Here is a 15,528-nt window from a genome sequence, read left to right as displayed (position 1 = left end):
GTGGTCACGCTGGTCAACCTTCGCGCCTACTGGCGGTTCGTCGTCGTTCTGCGGCGGTTCTCGCCGCTCATCGTCGCCTACTGGCGTGACAGCCGCCGCTACTTCCTGTTCGGCGGGAGCCGCGAAGTCGACGCCGAGACGCAGCGCGAGCGCGCGGCGGTGCTGCTCGACATCCTGCTCACGCTCGGCCCGACGTTCATCAAGCTCGGGCAGATCCTCTCGACGCGGCCGGACATCCTCCCGCCGGCGTACATCGAGGTGTTGGAGGGGCTCCAAGACGACGTGCCGCCCGCGCCGTGGGAGGAGTCGAAGGTCGTCCTCGAAGACGAGTTCGGCCCGGTCGACGAGACGTTCGACGACTTCGATCGCGACCCGATAAGCGGCGCGAGCCTCGGGCAGGTGTACACCGCGGAGTACGAGGGGACCCCGGTCGCGGTGAAGGTGCGCCGCCCGGGGATCGAGTCGCTCGTCGAGGCCGACCTCCGGACGATCCGCTGGTCGATCCCGCTCGTCAAGCGGTTCACCGGCGCCGGCCGCGCGTTCTCCCTCGAGAACCTCGCCGACGAGTTCGCGAAGACGATCCGCGAGGAGATGGACTACGAGCGCGAGCGGACGATGCTCGAGGAGATCCGCGGCAACTTCGCGGACGAGGACCGGATCCGGATCCCGGAGACGTACGAGGCGGTCTCCGGGCCGCGCGTGCTCACGATGGAGTACGTCCCGGGCACGAAGATCAGCGACATCGACGCGCTCGACGAGGCGGGCCACGACCGGACGGAGATCGCGGAGACGCTCCAGGAGGTGTACCTCCAGATGATCATCGAGGACGGCGTGTTCCACGCCGACCCCCACCCGGGGAATCTCGCGGTCGCGGACGACGGCGCCGTGATATTCTACGACTTCGGGATGGCGGGCCGGGTCGACCCGTTCGTCCAGGAGAAGATCGTCGAGTTCTACGTCGCGGTCGCGCGGCAGGACATCGACGCCATCCTCGACACGCTGATCTCGATGGGGACGCTCTCGCCGGAGGCCGACCGCGAGGTGATGGGCAACGTGATGGAGCTGGCCATCGCCGACGCCAGCGGCGAGGACATCGAGCAGTACCAGGTGAACCAGATCATCGAGCAGGTGGAGTCGACCATCTACGAGTTCCCGCTGCGGCTCCCACCGAACCTCGCCTTGGTCCTCCGCGTCGCCACCGTCGTCGAGGGGGTCTGCGTCACCTTGGACCCCGAGTTCGACTTCATCTCGACGGCGACCGACTACCTCCGCGAGGAGGGGTACTACGAGCAGACCGCCCGCGACCTCGCCGAGGACGCCGGTCGACAGGTGCAAAAGACCACCGAGGCGCTCTTTACCGTCCCGCCGAAGGCCGACGAGTTCCTCGACCGCGCCAACCGCGACGACCTGACGGTCAACGTCGTGCTGGAGGACGACACGAAGGTCTTAGAGAAGCTGGCGATGCGGATCGCCTACTCCGTGCTGCTCGCGGTCGGCGTCCTCTCGGCGACGATCCTCTACTCGTTCGCGGAGAACTGGCGGCTCGCGCTCGTCGTCCTCGCGTTGGCCGCGCCGCTCGCGATCGCCCTGTACCGGTCGTTCCGGAAGAAGCGCGGGCTCCGGACCACGCCCCAGTTCACCAGGCAGGGGATGAAGAACCGGCGCGACGACTGAGTCGCCCTCCACGTCTCAGTCGCCGCGGCGTCACGCGCCGACGACTTGGATCGGCACGAGGAGGAAACAGAGCGCGCCGACGGCGAACGTGGCGAGGCCGACCGCGAGCCGCGGGAGTCCCACCCCTCCCTCGTCGGTCGGGTCGGCCGGCCCGTTGAACGCGATCACCGTCGCGAACACGCCCCAGAACGCCCACAGTCCGACGGACTCGTTCAGCCCGAGCCCCCGCCAGAAGTGGAGGTACGCGGCGATACCGAACAGCGCGACCGGGACGAGCGCCGCCACCGTCTCCTGTCGCGGTCCGAGCATCGCCCGGACCATGTGGCCGCCATCGAGCTGGCCGACCGGGAGCAGGTTCAGGAGGGTGAAGAACATTCCCACCCACCCGCCGATCACGACCGGATGGGCGGTGAGCCGCGGGTCGCCGTAGCTCGTCGGCTGGCCGAGGACGCCGGCGATGAGGTCAAGGAGTGGCGGGTTGTTGAACCGGATCACTGAGCTGGACGAGCTCGCGAGCTCCGCCGGCACCTGAATTGGGTCCAAGGAGAGGCCGATGGCGGTCACGACGACCGTCGCGACCAGCCCCGCGATCGGGCCCGCGGCGCCGATGTCGAAGAGGACCTTCCGCGAGGGCATCCGTCCGCGGATGCGGATCACCGCGCCGAGCGTGCCGAACGGGAAGATGAAGGGGATGACGTACGGCAGCGAGACGGGGACGCCGTGGTAGCGCCCGGCGGCGTAGTGGCCGAGCTCGTGGGTCATCAGGACGCCGAGGACCGCGGCGGTGAACGGCCACGCCTGAAGCAGCGAGAGGGGGTTCGACTGGATCTCCGAGAGGGGGACGTAGTACCAGCCGTACGCGCCGACGAACAGCGTCGACAGCACGGTGGCCGCGAACATGGCGACGTTCACCCACGGGATCCCGTCACGCCCGCGGTCGAACGGTGTCGCGACGACGACGTGGCCGTCGTCGACGACTTCCACGTCGACCTCGTAGCCCGCCTCTCGGAAGTGCGGAGTCAGCTTCCGCAGCAGCGTCCGCTCCGGGACGTACGACTCGCCGCGGTATCGCACGCGGCCGTCTTCGCGACGGACCTCGTCGATCCGGAAGAACGTCCGGAGGGGCTCCGGACGCGGCGCGCCGTCGCCGGCCGCCGCCGCGTCCTCGTGTTCTGGCATCGGCTCGTCGTAGCTGGTCGGCGAGTATAAACCCCGCGTCGGCGGGTGAGCGAACCGGAAACGGGGGACCGGCAGTCCGCTCGGTTCGCGGGGCGGACGCGTGCGCGGTCAGAAAGCGCGAGTCGGGGACCGAACCGCGGGCGTCGGTGCGGTGGTGGGCGTCAGTGCGGTGCCTCGCGTCGGAGCCGGTGCTGCGGCCGTCGGTCGTCGGAGCGGGTGCGTCAGGCGGGCTCGACGCGCCAGGTCGTCGCGCCCGTGTACGACCACTTCTCGACGGTGAGCTCCGTCGCGGAGTCGCGGAGCTTCACCATCAGGGCGCCGATCTCCTTCGGCGAGAGGTCGACGTCCTCGGAGATGAACTTCCCTTTGAAGTACATCTCGCCGTCTTGCGCGCGGTCGAGCAGGTACTGCTTCAGCCGCTCTTCCTTGCTGCGGTCGTCGTTCGCGCTCGCGTTCGTGGAGGGGTTCGCTGTCGCGCTCATGGTACACTCCACGCTTGCCGCCGAAGGGTGTTATAAAGGCGACACCGTTGGGCGACGTTCAGGGGGTTTCAGGGCGTTTCACCGAACTTGCCGGGGTAAAACGTGTCTGACGGACTCTTTAAAACCGTTCTAGAACGCCGTAGATATTTTATAATCCGTTTTGCGGCCGTTTCTCTCACAAACCACTCGGGAGGCGAGTCACTCGTCGCCGCCGCGTTCGTCCGACAATTACCAGCAAAATAGGCCGCTTAACGCCGGCTCGGAGCGGCCGCGCGCCCCTCGCGCGCCCCTCGCGCGGTCGTCTCGCCGGTCGGCGCCGGCCGCGATTGCGTCCCCGACACCGCCGCTTAGTCGCGCCGGTGGACCCAGAACGTCTCCGACTCCGTCGCCTCCTTCTTGAATATCGGCACCTCGTCTTTCAGCCGGTCGATCCCGTCCTCGACCGTCCGGAACGCCTCCCGGCGGTGCCCGGCGAGGACGACGACGAACACGATGTCCTCGCCCGCCTCGATCACGCCCGTCCGGTGGTGCATCCGTACCTCGAAGACGCCGTCGCGGGCCTCGAGCTCGTCGGCGATGTCGCCCATCCGCGCCTCGGCGACCCCCTCGTACTTCTCGAACGCGAGGTGCGTCGTCCGGTCGTCGTCCGGGTCGTCGCGGGCGCGCACGCGACCGGTGAACGTCGCGATGGCGCCCGACCGCTCCGCGTCTGCCGACGCCTCGACGCGCCGTACGAGCGTCTCGCGGGTGATCCACGGCTCCGCGTCGTCGAGGTCGGCGACGAGCGCGTCGAGGTCGACCTCGTCGGGGGCACGCGCGGTCGCGAGGACCGTTCCCGGCACGCTCTCGGGGTCCGGATTGGGACTGAGGAGGACAGCGGGCACGCGCAGCCGCGACTCGCCGAGCGCCAGCAGGTAGTCGTGGTCGGGGGCGAGCCCGTCGAGCAGGTCGTCGAACCCCTCGACGCTCCCCCGGCCGCGCCAGTTCCCGTCCGCGTCGAACGCGATCTCGGTGTCGGCGTCGGGGCGACGCTCGGGGGCGACGACCTCGCCGTCGACGACCCCGCCGTCGGCGGCCGGATCGGCCGGATCGCCCGAGTCCGCCTCGCTCCGTCCCCCGCCGTTCGGGCCGGCGTCGCGTTCCATGACGGCGACCCGCCCGTCCAGCCGCGCCGCGAGCCGCCGCGCCAGCGCCGAGGCGCCGTCGCCGACGATCGATATCGGTCGCATATCCGAGAGCGGGCCGCGACCGGCTTAGGCGTTTCCCGGTCATCCCGTCGGGTCGAATTCGCTTCACGCACCGGTTCCGGCGCGTCCGGGCTTGACAATCCTTAAGACCGCGACAGGGGTACTCGTCAGCAATGAGAGTCGTCGTTTCTGTCGGCGGGAGCGTGCTCGCGCCGGACCTCGACCCCGAGCGCGTGGCCGCCTACGCCGAGGCGATCGAACGGCTGGCCGCCGACGGCTGCGAGGTCGGGGTCGTCGTCGGCGGTGGCGGCGTCGCCCGCGAGTACATCGAGACGGCCCGCGAGATCGGGGCCAACGAGGTGGAGCTCGACCGGCTCGGCATCGGGACGACCCGGCTCAACGCCCGGCTCCTGATCGCCGCGCTCGGCGACCGCGCGAGCCTCGCGCCCGCGGTCGATACCGAGGAGGCGGCCGCGGCCCTCCGCCGCGACGAGGTGGCGGTGATGGGCGGGGTGACGCCGGGACAGACCACCGACGCGGTCGCCGCCGCGTTCGCCGAGTCGGTCGACGCAGACCTGCTCGTGTACGCCACGAGCGCCGACGGCGTGTACGACGCCGACCCCAACGCCGACCCCGACGCGACCCAGTTCGCGTCGCTGTCGCCGGCCGAGCTCGTCGAGGTCGTCCTCCCGATGAGCCGCAACGCGGGCGCGTCCGCGCCCGTCGACCTGCTCGCCGCGAAGCTGATCGACCGGGCCGGCATCCGGTCGATCGTCTTAGACGGCACCGACCCGAGCGCCGTCGTTGACGCCGTGCTGCGCGGCGACCACACGGGGACCGACGTGATTCCCGTCGACGGCGAGGAACCGGAGTACTGGACGGGGGAGCGATGAGCACGGACGACTCCCCGCACATCCTCTCCGAGCAGACCGCGCTCGACGAGGTCGACGAAGCTGAGGTCGACGAAGCGGCGACCGACGACGGCCAGGGCGCGGCCGAGGAGTCCGCCGGGACCTTCCACGCCTTCTGGGCCGACGTCGTCGCCGACGAGATCGAAAGCCGAGACCCCGACGACCCGATCGTGATCAAGGGCGGCGTCTCCCCCTCCGGCGTCGCGCACCTCGGCAACTTCAACGAGATCATGCGCGGCTACTTCGTCGCCGAGGTGCTGCGCGACCGCGGCCACGAGGTCCGGCAGGTGTTCACCTCCGACGACAAGGACCCGCTGCGGAAGGTCCCGCGCAAGCTGGCGAACGCGGACGGCGAGATCGTCGGGCTCGGCGAGGTCGACGCGGGCGCGCTCGGCCGCAACCTCGGCAAACCGTACACGGCGATCCCGGACCCGTTCGGCGAGGCCGAGTCGTACGCGGCCCACTTCGCGGGCCTGCTGAAGGCCGACGCCGACCGCCTGAACGTCCCCGTCGAGATGCTCTCGAACACCGATTTATACGCCGACGGGACGTTTGACGACGCGGTCAGGACGGTCCTTGGCGACGTCGAGCGCGTCCGCGAGGTGCTCTCGCCGTACCAGGACAAGGTCGACGACGAGTACGTCCCCTTCAATCCGGTCTGCGAGGCGTGCGGCAAGGTGACGGAGACGGTGACGGCGATCGACCTCGACGCGGAGACCGTCGACTACGTCTGTACCGACATGGACGCCGGCGGCAACACCATCGAGGGCTGCGGCCACGAGGGGACCGCGACGTTCCGCGAGGGGAAGCTCCCGTGGCGGCTGGAGTGGCCTGCCCAGTGGGGCGTCCTCGGCGTCGACTTCGAGCCGTTCGGGAAGGACCACGCCGAGGGGTCGTGGCCCTCCGGCGTCGATGTCGCGCGGAACGTCTTCGGCGAGGAGCCGCCCGTCCCGATGGTGTACGAGTGGTTCACGCTCAACGGCGAGGCGTTCTCCTCCTCCGAGGGCAACGTCGTCACGGTCCAGGAGCTCCTGGAACTCCTCGAACCCGAGGTGTTGCGCTACTTCTTCGCGCTCCACCCGAAGAAGGCCCGCGACCTCGACGTCGAGCGGCTCGACCAGCTCGTCGACCGCTTCGACCGGTTCGAGCGCGCCTACTTCGGCGAGGTCGACGACGCGGACCTCACCGCCTTCGCCAAGCGCGCCTACCCGTTCGTCGTCGGTCGCCCCGACGACCCGCCGACGGAGAAGCCGATCCGGCTCCCCTACACGTTCGCGGCGGTCCTCGGGATGGTCGACGACCCCGACTTCCGCGAGCGCCTCGCCCGCGACGAGGGGCACATCCCGGACGACGCCGACGACGACGCGGTCGACGCCGCGCTCGCCCGCGTGGAGCAGGCCCGGAACTGGGCCGAGCGGACCGAGAACGAGTACGACTACCGCCTCCAGACTGACCTCCCCGCAGTCGAGTTCGACGAGGACGTCGCGGCCGCGCTCGACGACCTCGCCGACTTCGTCGCGGCCGGCCACGACGGCGAGGAGATCCAGGGGGCGATGTACGAGACTGCCCGTGACCACGATGTCGAGGTGAGTGACTTCTTCGCAGCGGGCTACCGCCTCTTCTTCGACGACACGCAGGGGCCGCGGCTGGGGGAGTTCTTGGGCGAACTGGAGCGCGACTACGTCGTCGACCGGCTCCGACGGGAGGCGTAGATGTCCGAGGACCGCTCGCTCGACGACTTCGCCGCGGCGGACGACGCCGACGGTGAGTCTTCGGAGGCCGGTTCCGGCGACGTGGCGGGTGACGCCGCCGATCCCGACGGGACGGACGGTGACACCGCTGACGGCCCCATCGACACCGCCGACGTCGACCCCGCGGTCGCCACCTCGACGTGGCACGCGGACGGCGCGGCGTGCGACCGCTGCGGCGAGCGGGTCGAGCGCCGCTGGCGCGACGAGGCGGATTTCGTCTGCGCCGACTGCGCGTCGTGGTGACTGTCTTTCTGCGGTCGGGGGCGACAGTCAAAATTTAAGCCGGCGGCCGTCGAGGAGTTGCTCGCGAAGAAAATTCGGCGAGTAAAAGTTAAATATAAATGACGTTTAACTCGGAACTGATATACGGGCGGTCCGCGGCCGCTCTCACGGCGGCGTACCTCTGTCTCGGTGTGCTGTTCGCGGTCGCGGTCGACCTTGCGGTCGCGTCGGCGAGCGGGACCGCGGCGGGGTGGACGCCGACGCGCCTCGTCGGGGACTGGCTGCTCGTCGCCGGGTCCGGCGGACTCCTCTACGGCGCGGTCACGCACCACCGGCGGCGGGCGGAGACTGCCCGGCGGGACCTCGAAACCTCCAATCAGCAGCTACAGGTGTTGAGCCGGGTGTTCCGACACAACGTCCGCAACGATCTCAACGTGATCCAGGGGTACACCGACCTGCTCGCCGACCGGATCGACGACGAGCGGAGCCGGGAGTGCCTAGAAACTATCCGAGAGACGACCGACGACGTCGTCGCGATCAGCGAGAAGCTCCGGGTGATCGAGGACGCGTCGCCCGAACCGCCGGACGGTCGCGTGAACCTCGTCGACGCCGTCCACGAGGCGATCGGGGTCGTCGAATCCGACGGCGCCGCGGTCACGGTCGAAACCCCCTCCGAGGCGTGGATCCGCGCCGACGACTCCGTCGAGTTCCCGATCCGCGAGGTGTTCGAGAACGCGGTCACCCACAACGACGGCTCGACGCGGCGCGTGGCGGCGACGATCCGCGAGAACGGGACGACCACCTGTCTGGAGGTCACCGACAACGGTCCCGGGATCCCCTCGGACGAGCGCGCGGTGTTACAGGCGGAAGAGGAGACGCCGCTCTCGCACGCGAGCAGCATCGGGCTGTGGCTCGTCAAATGGATGTGCGAGACGCAGGGGGGGACCGTCAGGTTCGAGGCGACGGACGACGGCACCACGGTCCGGCTCCGGTTCGAGTCCGCGGCGGCACCCGCTACTCGAGCTCGGTGATCGTCACGGCGTACACCGCGCCGCAGTTCCCGCATTCGACGTGGACGCCGCGGCTGGTCTCGCCGCGGGTGAACTCGGAGATTTCCTCCGAACACGAGCACTCGAACTGGACTTTCACTACCCTCTCTAGGTGCTGCTGATATTTAAAAGAATCCGACGCGGAATCAACGGCGAAAACCGGCGATCGCGGTACCACTCCGCACGGATCCCCCGATTGGGGTGTCGCGGTCGCCGTCAGTCGTCGTCGACGATCACTTCGACGGGGCCGTCCCCGTCGTCGGCCTCCTCGTCGTGCCCGCCCGACGCGTCTGGTCCGCCGGACTGTTGCTGCTGGTAGTAGAGCCCGCCGGCGACCGCGAGGACGATCCACGACCGCCAGTTTGCGAGGTTCAGCGTGTAGCCGATGCCGAACGGCTTCTCGACGAGCATCCCCTTGCCGGGCTGCCAGTACGACGACAGCAGGCGCCCGAGGCTCGGGCGCTCGAAGTTGTACGGGATTCCGAGAATTTCTCCCGACGACGGTTTGTCTCCCATGTCCGCTACTCTGTCCGCTGGCACCATAAATCGTGGCGCCATCGGACGCCGATCTCGGCGGGGGACCGCCCGTGGCGACGCCGCGGCCGGCGGCTCCACTCTTCGTCAGCGATACCGGCCGCGGTCCGCCACGTCGCGAAGCCGTTCGAGGACCTCGCCGTCGCCGACCGCCCCGTATCCCGCCTCGAACGCCGCGATCAGCGGGTCGGGGTCCGTCGCGGTCGCCCGGATCGACCCCTCGAACACGTGGAGGTCCATCGCGTGGTCCTCCACGTGACCGGTGTGGTAGCCGAGTCCGAAGTCGATGAGGTACGTCTCCGGTGCGGGGTCGCCGTCCCCCTTGCCGGCCTCCGCCTCGATTCTGTCGGGCGACACGCGCACGTTCCGCGTCGTCGGGTCGCCGTGGACGATCCCCGCGCCGTGGAGCCGCGCGAGGTGGCGGCCGACCGCCTCCGTCGCGCGCTCGTCGAGGGCGGTCGCGAGGTCGTGCTCGCCGACGTACTGGAGCGTCAGCGTCGCGGTCGCGAGGTCGACGTCGGACACGAGCGGCGTTGGCACGCCCGCGCGCCGCGCCTCGCTCGTCAGCCGCGCCTCCGCGACGGTCCGGTCCCGTCTGAGCGTCCGGTCGAGTTCGGGGTGGCGATACGACTTCGGCACCCGGCGCTTGATCACCCGACGGTCGCCGCCGCTCCCGGCGACCGTGACGGTCGCCTCCGCGCCGCGGCGGTCCGCGTCCGGGTCGCGCGACGCGCCGCCCGACCCGCTACCCGCGCCTCCGCGCGCGACCGACTCGCCGTCTCGCCACGTCACCGGTACCTGGTCCGGCCGGAAGTTCGGGTCGACCGCGGACTCCGAAATGGCGATACTGTCCCCAGCGGCGGCCATCTTCGCGCCCAACACGGCGATCATCCCGGCGTTGTCGCGGAGGAAGCGCGGCTCGGGCGCGTGGAAGTCGGCGCCGCGGGCCTCGCACATCGTCGCCAACATCTCCCGCAGGCGGTCGTTCTGGGCGACGCCGCCGCCCAGCACGAGCTCGTCGGCGCCCGTCAGCGACAAGGCACGCTCCGACACCTCCGTGAGCATCGCGAACACGTGCTTCTGGAGCGAAAAGCAGATCTCCTCGACGGGGACGCCGTCGTCCGCGGCGTCGTTGGCCGCCGAGCTGATCCCCGAAAACGAGAAGTCCATCCCCTTGACGACGTACGGCAGATCGAGGAGGTCGGCGCCGGCGGCCCTTCCGTCACCTTCACCGTCGCCTGCGGCCCCCCCACCCTCGGCCGTGCTTCCGCCCGCGCCCGCCGCGAACTCGGCCGCCGCCGCCTCCACCTTCGGGCCGCCGGGGTGGCTCCAGCCGACGTGGCGCGTGAACTTGTCGATCGCGTTGCCAACGCCGGCGTCCATCGTCTCGCCGAGCACGCGGTAGCGCCCGTCGTGGTAGCCGAGCAGGTGCGCGTTCGCGCCCGAGGCGTTCAGACAGACCGGGTTGTCGAAGCCGGACTGATGGCGACCGATCTCCAAGTGCGCCACCATGTGGTTGACGCCGACGAGGGGCACGTCGAGCGTCCCGGCGAGCGACCGCGCCGCGGTCCCGACGATCCGGAGGCAGGGGCCGAGCCCGGGGCCGCGCGAGAAGGCAACCGCGTCGACCGCGTTCGAGCCGTGTTCCGCCTCGGCCGCGGTCAGCACCCGGTCGACGACCTCGGGGATCGCCTCCGACATGTGTTCGGCGGCCTCGCGCGGGTGAATGCCGCCGCTGTCCGGCTCGTAGGGGTCGGATTCGATGAGAACGGAGTCGGTCTCGGCGTCATACAGCGCGGCGCTGGCGCACCACGCGGTACCCTCGATGCCGAGAACGCGCATCCAGTGGCGTTAGGCTTCCTCGGCGTCCGCCTCTTCGCCGCCGATCTTGTTGCGTTCGAGCATGTGGTCCTGTTCGACCTCTAAGGCGTCGGCCGCGGAGTCGTACACTTTCGCGTAGCCGATCGTCTTACGCATGCCGAACTTGGTGTCGAGCTCGTGGACGACGACCTCCTCGGAGTCCTTGTCGAGCTTGGCGGCCAGCGAGTCGCGGACCGACAGCCGCGAGGGGGTCGCCTCCTCGTGAGTCGTCTCGAAACGGATGTCCGTGCGGTGCAACATCGGGTTCTCCTCCTCGGAGATGATATCGACGTCCATGGTTCAGTTGGGCGTATATCCCCTCGAAAGCTGTAAAAGGATTTCGAAGCGGGGGTGACACCGCCGAACCGCTCGCCGACCGTCGACCGAGCGCCCCTTCGATGTCAGGGTTTCCCTTCTTTGGACCGTGGGTTCAATTACCACGCGGATGCCCGACGACTCCCGATTCGATCCCACGGACCGCTCGGAGTACGAGCTCGTCCGGGCGGGGAACGTCATCGTCCCGCTGTCGCCGGTCCGGAAGGCCCGGATCTGCGCCGGCATCGCGCTCCTTGGGTCGCTCGCCGCGCCGGTCGTCGCGACGCTGCCCGCGGCAGTCCGCGAGGCGGGCTTCGCCGGACCGCCGACCCGGACCCCGCTCGGCGTCGCGGCGATTGTCCTGGTCGGCGCCGTCGCGGCCGCCGGGGCCGGCCTCGGCCTCGTCGCGCTCCATCGACGCCTTGAGCGCGGCCCCGAACCGACCGGCGACGACGTCTGGTCGGTCCTCGCCGTCGAGGACGTGCTCACGGGGATCGGGTTCGTCACCGGCGGCCTCGGCGTCGTCGTCGGCCTCGCGCTGCTGGCAAGCGGTCACTGGGGCGTCGACGCGCTCGACGCCCTCCGCCGAAGCGGCGTCGAACCGTACGTCTCGGGTCCGAGGTTCCCGGTCACGCCGCGGCTGACGACCGCGGTCGCGCTGACGGCTGGCCTCACGGTCCTCGCCGCGACAGTCGCCGTCGACGGCCGGTGACGCCGATCGCTCGGTCACTTACTCCGCGTCCGCTCCGTCGAACCCGTCCGGGTCGCCGCCGAGAAGCTCGTACGCGGCCGCGGTGTCGCCGGTCAACCCCTCGAACAGCTCTCGCGCCTTCCGTCGGGTCTCGGGCGTGATCGCCACGCGGACCATCCCCTCGCCGGGCTGGCCGTAGACGACGGTCGACCCGAGCGGCGCCGCCAGCATCGCCGGCAGCGCCGCCAGGTCCTCCTCGCCGGTCACCTCGATCGTCACCGGCTCGCCGGCCGCGAGCGCCTCCGCGATCGCGTCGAGCAGCGCTGCCGACAGCGCTGCGGCGGGGTTCTCGACGGTAATGCGTCGCTCTTCCGTAGAAGAAAGTGCGGTCGCTATCTCCTCCCGGACCGCCTCGCGCTCCGTCTTCCCGTCGACCAGCGCTGCGTCCGGGACGCGGCCGGCCTCCCGGAGGTGATACGTGACCACGTCGCCGACCGCGATCAGCCGCGGGGGGCCCTCGTCCGGGGAGCCGTGTCGCTCGCGGGTCTCGTCGACGGCTTCTAAGAGCGCGTTGGCGTCGGTCGTCACCGGCCCCAGCGGCTCCTTGAACGCGTCGCGCAGCGATTCGGGCAGCGTGAGAAGCGGGTCGGACGGGTCGTCGGGTGAGTCGGTCATCGGTTTCGTTCGGCCGCTGTCCAGCCGGTTAGCGGACCTTGAGCGCGTACGCGCCCGCCTCGGAGACGTTCATCTCCTCGGCGATCTGGCTGTCCGCGGGGTCGGTGATGATGACGTACCCCGCCCAGTCCTCCGTCAGCGACGACGACCCGCAGAGCGCGCAGGTCTGGGCGTCGGGGTCGTTGACGTGGTGGCACTCCCGGCACGCCAGGCGGTCCTCGGCCATCAGTCGGCCTCCTCACCGGTCTGCTCGCGGTGTTTCCGCTGGCCCTCCAGCCAGTCGTGTTTGCCGAGGCCGGGCTGTTTCGCCGTGAGCCCGATCTTCGAGTCGCGGGGGTTGCGCTCGTCGATGCTCTTGGTGACGACGCGGACGCGCACGGCGTCGTCGACCCCGAGCGTCTTGTCGGAGTCCGACGAGGCGAGCTGCTGGTTCGCGCCGTCGAACGTGAGGTACTCGTCGGTGATCTGCGAGACGTGGAGCAGCCCGTCCACCGGACCGATCCCGACGAAGGCGCCGAACTCCACCGTCTCGACGACGGTGCCGTCGGCGACCTCCTGCATGTCGGGGTCGTAGGTGAGCGCGTCGAACTCCGCCTCGTAGTAGACGCCGGGGCGGTTGTGTAACACTGCCCCCTCGCCGATGTCGTGAACCTCGATGACGCTCACGACGCTGCCGACATCCTCGTCCATCCGTCCTTCCAGCTTGTCCTGGAGCAGGGCCTTCACCCGCTCGTCGGTGACGTCCGCCAGGTGCTTCGGCGGGACCTCGACCGTGTCCTTGAGTCGAACTCGTTTGTACATGTTGTTGGTTGTCCGCGGCCGCTAGGGTTCCGTTATCGCCAGTGTGTTCCGACCCCTTAAACCGATTACTGGTGCGTCCGCCTCCAGCACCCGGTTCGTGAGGGGTCCGTCGACCGTGACGACGGCGTCGACCCGGCCGGCCGCGGCCAGGGCGACGAGCGCGTCGTCGGCGTACGATTCGTCCGTCTCCACCGCCTCCGCCCGCTCCGCGAGGTCCGCCCCGACGCTCGCGGCGGTGGCCTCCGCGCCGTTGCCGCTCTGAAGGCCGTCGAGTTCCGCGATTACCGCCGTCGGCACCACGGCCTCGTAGCCGCCGAGGAGCCGGTCCAGCTCCTCGAACAGCCGCAGGTCGGCCTCGACCGGCGCCATCAGCGCGCTCGCGTCGAGCGCGACGACCGGGACGCCGCCGGGGCCGTCCCCCGAGAGGTCCTCGGTGCGGGCGTCGCCCGCGGCGGTTGGCTCCGGACCGTCCGCGCGGGCGTCGTCGGCCACGCTACGTGAGCGTCCCGACGCCGATGAGTCGCCAGCGCGCGCCGACGCGCCGGTTGATCGCTATCTGTGCGCCCTCCTCGGCGCAGACGGGCCGCTTGAGGCTCACCTCGCACTCGCCGTCGCGTGCGCTCGTCACGGCGCCGACCGTCGTCGCCGTGCCGACCGTGAGCATCAGCGGCTCGCCGGTGCTGATCTCCTCGATGTCGCTCTCGCCGCTCTCGTCGTCCTCCTTGCCGACGACGCGGTCGAGGAGGTCGACTTTCATCTCGAACTCCTCGCGGGTCGGCGGGAGCGTCCCCGGCTCGCCCGCGACCTGTCCGGCGAGCGCGTCGCCCTTCGTCAGGCTCGGGTCGAGCCCGGTGCCGACGCCGAGGAGGCCGCCCGGGTGAGCGGTCTCGACGTCACGGTTGCCCGCCTGAAGCGACCGGACGGTCGTCTCGAGGGGTCGCCACTCGGTCTGGCCCTCCTCGTCGACCTCGCGGCCCGGGCGGATCTCTAGCCCGTCGCCGACCGACAGCTCGCCGCTGACGAGCGAGCCGCCGACGACGCCGCCCTTGAGGTCCTCGGCGCTCGCGCCCGGCCGGTTGATGTCGAACGAGCGGGCCGCGTACATCCGGGCGCTCTCGCCCGGGTCGCGGTCCGGCGTCGGGATCTCCGTCTCGATGGCGTCGATGAGCAGGTCGAGGTTGACCTCCTGTTGGGCCGAGACGGGGACGATCGGCGCGTCCTCCGCGACGGTGCCCTCGACGAACTCCTGGATCTGCTCGTAGTTGTCGACGGCGCGGTCGCGGTCGACCAAGTCGACCTTGTTCTGTGCGATGACGATGTTATCGATCCCGATGAGATCGAGCGCCATCAGGTGTTCTTCCGTCTGGGCCTGCGGGACGTCCTCCGTCGCGCTGACGACCAGGACCGCGCCGTCCATGATCGAGGCGCCCGAGAGCATCGTCGCCATCAGCGTCTCGTGGCCGGGGGCGTCGACGAACGACACCGTCCGGATCGGCTCGCTCTCGGAGCCGTCCTCGCACTCCTCGTCGACGGTGTAACACTCGGGTGCGTCGACGCCGGGACAGCGTCGGAACGTCGCGTCCGCGTACCCCAGCCGGATCGAGATACCGCGTTTCATTTCCTCGCTGTGCTGGTCGGTCCACGAGCCGGACAACGCCTGTACCAGCGTGGTCTTCCCGTGGTCGACGTGACCGACGAGACCGATGTTCACCTCCGGTTGTGTGTTGGCTTCAGTCACTGTTGAACCTCCTAACGGAGTAGTCTTGTGCGAATTTCGCCCCGTGCGAGTGATAAAGTTGCTGTTATAGCCGCGAGAGCGGCCGCGGGCGAGGCGGCGACAGCCCGTTTCGACCACAGGCGGATCCGCGTCACGCTCCCCCGACGCGGGGAACTGCTCTTCCTCCGCGGATCGATGCGCACTCCTCGCGAGTACGGCAAATTCGCATATCTACAATACCGAATAAAATGGTATAGTTACTCGCTAACTATCCGTGCGATGGCCGAGATCAACGTATGGCGTATAACCGAGAGCACGTCGAAGAGTTCGTTTGCGAGGACTGTCAAGTGACTCATGCGGGGACCCCGACTCAGCACTCGTCCGGCGGCCACGAGTTCGAACCGCCGGCATCCTGCGGTGCGTGCGGCGGGACCGAGTTCGTCCCGACCGAGGACTGGATCCATCACTTCGAGTGAGGCG

The 15,528-nt window shown here is 69.7% G+C and carries 18 protein-coding genes; 6 read left to right on the top strand and 12 right to left on the bottom strand.

The window, feature by feature from the left end; translation table 11 throughout:
- The gene (locus tag ACOZ35_RS10070; RefSeq protein ID WP_424013474.1) at positions 1 to 1,674 is read left to right on the top strand and encodes an ABC1 kinase family protein; all 1,674 of its coding nucleotides are present in this window, start codon (positions 1 to 3) and stop codon (positions 1,672 to 1,674) included.
- 30 nt (positions 1,675 to 1,704) lie between these two features.
- Here ACOZ35_RS10070 and ACOZ35_RS10065 read toward each other — a convergent pair whose 3' ends face one another.
- The 3 genes from ACOZ35_RS10065 to ACOZ35_RS10055 form a co-directional block, all read right to left on the bottom strand.
- Complete coding sequence (locus ACOZ35_RS10065; protein WP_424013473.1) at positions 1,705 to 2,853, bottom strand: site-2 protease family protein; 1,149 nt, start codon at positions 2,851 to 2,853, stop codon at positions 1,705 to 1,707.
- A gap of 221 nt (positions 2,854 to 3,074) precedes the next feature.
- Positions 3,075 to 3,335, bottom strand: coding sequence for a DUF7123 family protein (locus ACOZ35_RS10060; protein WP_004597322.1), 261 nt, complete (start codon positions 3,333 to 3,335; stop codon positions 3,075 to 3,077).
- Positions 3,336 to 3,682: 347 nt separating this feature from the next.
- Positions 3,683 to 4,564: a molybdopterin synthase gene (locus ACOZ35_RS10055; RefSeq protein ID WP_424013472.1), complete on the bottom strand. Its 882-nt coding sequence runs from the start codon at positions 4,562 to 4,564 to the stop codon at positions 3,683 to 3,685.
- A 131-nt stretch (positions 4,565 to 4,695) separates the two neighbouring features.
- Between ACOZ35_RS10055 and pyrH the strand changes: the two genes are divergently transcribed.
- From pyrH to ACOZ35_RS10035, 4 genes are all read left to right on the top strand, one after another.
- Positions 4,696 to 5,415 (top strand): UMP kinase, encoded by a 720-nt coding sequence (gene pyrH / locus ACOZ35_RS10050; RefSeq protein ID WP_424013471.1) that lies wholly within the window; start codon positions 4,696 to 4,698, stop codon positions 5,413 to 5,415.
- Positions 5,412 to 7,145, top strand: coding sequence for a lysine--tRNA ligase (gene lysS, locus ACOZ35_RS10045; protein ID WP_424013470.1), 1,734 nt, complete (start codon positions 5,412 to 5,414; stop codon positions 7,143 to 7,145). The genes pyrH and lysS overlap by 4 nt, the downstream gene beginning before the upstream one ends.
- Complete coding sequence (locus ACOZ35_RS10040; protein ID WP_424013469.1) at positions 7,146 to 7,427, top strand: DUF7573 domain-containing protein; 282 nt, start codon at positions 7,146 to 7,148, stop codon at positions 7,425 to 7,427.
- Positions 7,428 to 7,525: 98 nt separating this feature from the next.
- Positions 7,526 to 8,437, top strand: coding sequence for a sensor histidine kinase (locus tag ACOZ35_RS10035; protein WP_424013468.1), 912 nt, complete (start codon positions 7,526 to 7,528; stop codon positions 8,435 to 8,437).
- Here ACOZ35_RS10035 and ACOZ35_RS10030 read toward each other — a convergent pair.
- From ACOZ35_RS10030 to ACOZ35_RS10015, 4 genes are all read right to left on the bottom strand, one after another.
- Positions 8,421 to 8,555 (bottom strand): hypothetical protein, encoded by a 135-nt coding sequence (locus ACOZ35_RS10030; RefSeq protein WP_004597316.1) that lies wholly within the window; start codon positions 8,553 to 8,555, stop codon positions 8,421 to 8,423. The genes ACOZ35_RS10035 and ACOZ35_RS10030 overlap by 17 nt on opposite strands.
- Before the next feature lie 116 nt (positions 8,556 to 8,671).
- Positions 8,672 to 8,971 carry a DUF5808 domain-containing protein gene (locus ACOZ35_RS10025; protein WP_424013467.1) on the bottom strand — a complete coding sequence of 100 codons (300 nt, stop codon included), beginning with the start codon at positions 8,969 to 8,971 and terminating at the stop codon, positions 8,672 to 8,674.
- 105 nt (positions 8,972 to 9,076) lie between these two features.
- The gene (locus ACOZ35_RS10020) at positions 9,077 to 10,831 is read right to left on the bottom strand and encodes a bifunctional N(6)-L-threonylcarbamoyladenine synthase/serine/threonine protein kinase (protein WP_424013466.1); all 1,755 of its coding nucleotides are present in this window, start codon (positions 10,829 to 10,831) and stop codon (positions 9,077 to 9,079) included.
- 9 nt (positions 10,832 to 10,840) lie between these two features.
- Positions 10,841 to 11,146, bottom strand: coding sequence for a 30S ribosomal protein S24e (locus ACOZ35_RS10015; RefSeq protein ID WP_017343861.1), 306 nt, complete (start codon positions 11,144 to 11,146; stop codon positions 10,841 to 10,843).
- Between the two features lie 148 nt (positions 11,147 to 11,294).
- Between ACOZ35_RS10015 and ACOZ35_RS10010 the strand changes: the two genes are divergently transcribed.
- Positions 11,295 to 11,876 carry a hypothetical protein gene (locus ACOZ35_RS10010; RefSeq protein WP_424013465.1) on the top strand — a complete coding sequence of 194 codons (582 nt, stop codon included), beginning with the start codon at positions 11,295 to 11,297 and terminating at the stop codon, positions 11,874 to 11,876.
- An 18-nt stretch (positions 11,877 to 11,894) separates the two neighbouring features.
- Here the strand turns inward: ACOZ35_RS10010 and ACOZ35_RS10005 are convergent, their stop codons facing one another.
- Genes ACOZ35_RS10005 through ACOZ35_RS09985 form a run of 5 tightly spaced genes read right to left on the bottom strand, consistent with a single transcriptional unit; the run spans position 11,895 to position 15,069 of the window.
- Positions 11,895 to 12,530 carry a GTP-dependent dephospho-CoA kinase family protein gene (locus ACOZ35_RS10005; RefSeq protein ID WP_424013464.1) on the bottom strand — a complete coding sequence of 212 codons (636 nt, stop codon included), beginning with the start codon at positions 12,528 to 12,530 and terminating at the stop codon, positions 11,895 to 11,897.
- Between the two features lie 28 nt (positions 12,531 to 12,558).
- Positions 12,559 to 12,756 carry a transcription elongation factor subunit Spt4 gene (gene spt4 / locus ACOZ35_RS10000; protein WP_004597310.1) on the bottom strand — a complete coding sequence of 66 codons (198 nt, stop codon included), beginning with the start codon at positions 12,754 to 12,756 and terminating at the stop codon, positions 12,559 to 12,561.
- Positions 12,756 to 13,331 (bottom strand): DNA-directed RNA polymerase, encoded by a 576-nt coding sequence (locus ACOZ35_RS09995; protein ID WP_006114408.1) that lies wholly within the window; start codon positions 13,329 to 13,331, stop codon positions 12,756 to 12,758. Before ACOZ35_RS09995 ends, spt4 begins: the two co-directional genes overlap by 1 nt.
- Positions 13,332 to 13,352: 21 nt before the next feature.
- Positions 13,353 to 13,823 (bottom strand): twitching motility protein PilT, encoded by a 471-nt coding sequence (locus ACOZ35_RS09990; RefSeq protein WP_424013463.1) that lies wholly within the window; start codon positions 13,821 to 13,823, stop codon positions 13,353 to 13,355.
- A gap of 1 nt (position 13,824) precedes the next feature.
- Complete coding sequence (locus ACOZ35_RS09985) at positions 13,825 to 15,069, bottom strand: translation initiation factor IF-2 subunit gamma (RefSeq protein WP_424013462.1); 1,245 nt, start codon at positions 15,067 to 15,069, stop codon at positions 13,825 to 13,827.
- Between the last annotated feature and the right edge of the window lie 459 nt (positions 15,070 to 15,528).

Source organism: Halorubrum xinjiangense (assembly GCF_049604745.1).
GTDB classification, from domain to species: Archaea; Halobacteriota; Halobacteria; order Halobacteriales; family Haloferacaceae; genus Halorubrum; species Halorubrum xinjiangense_A.
The sequence above is the reverse complement of the archived record's forward strand: the minus strand, read 5'-3'. Positions and strand labels throughout refer to the sequence as shown.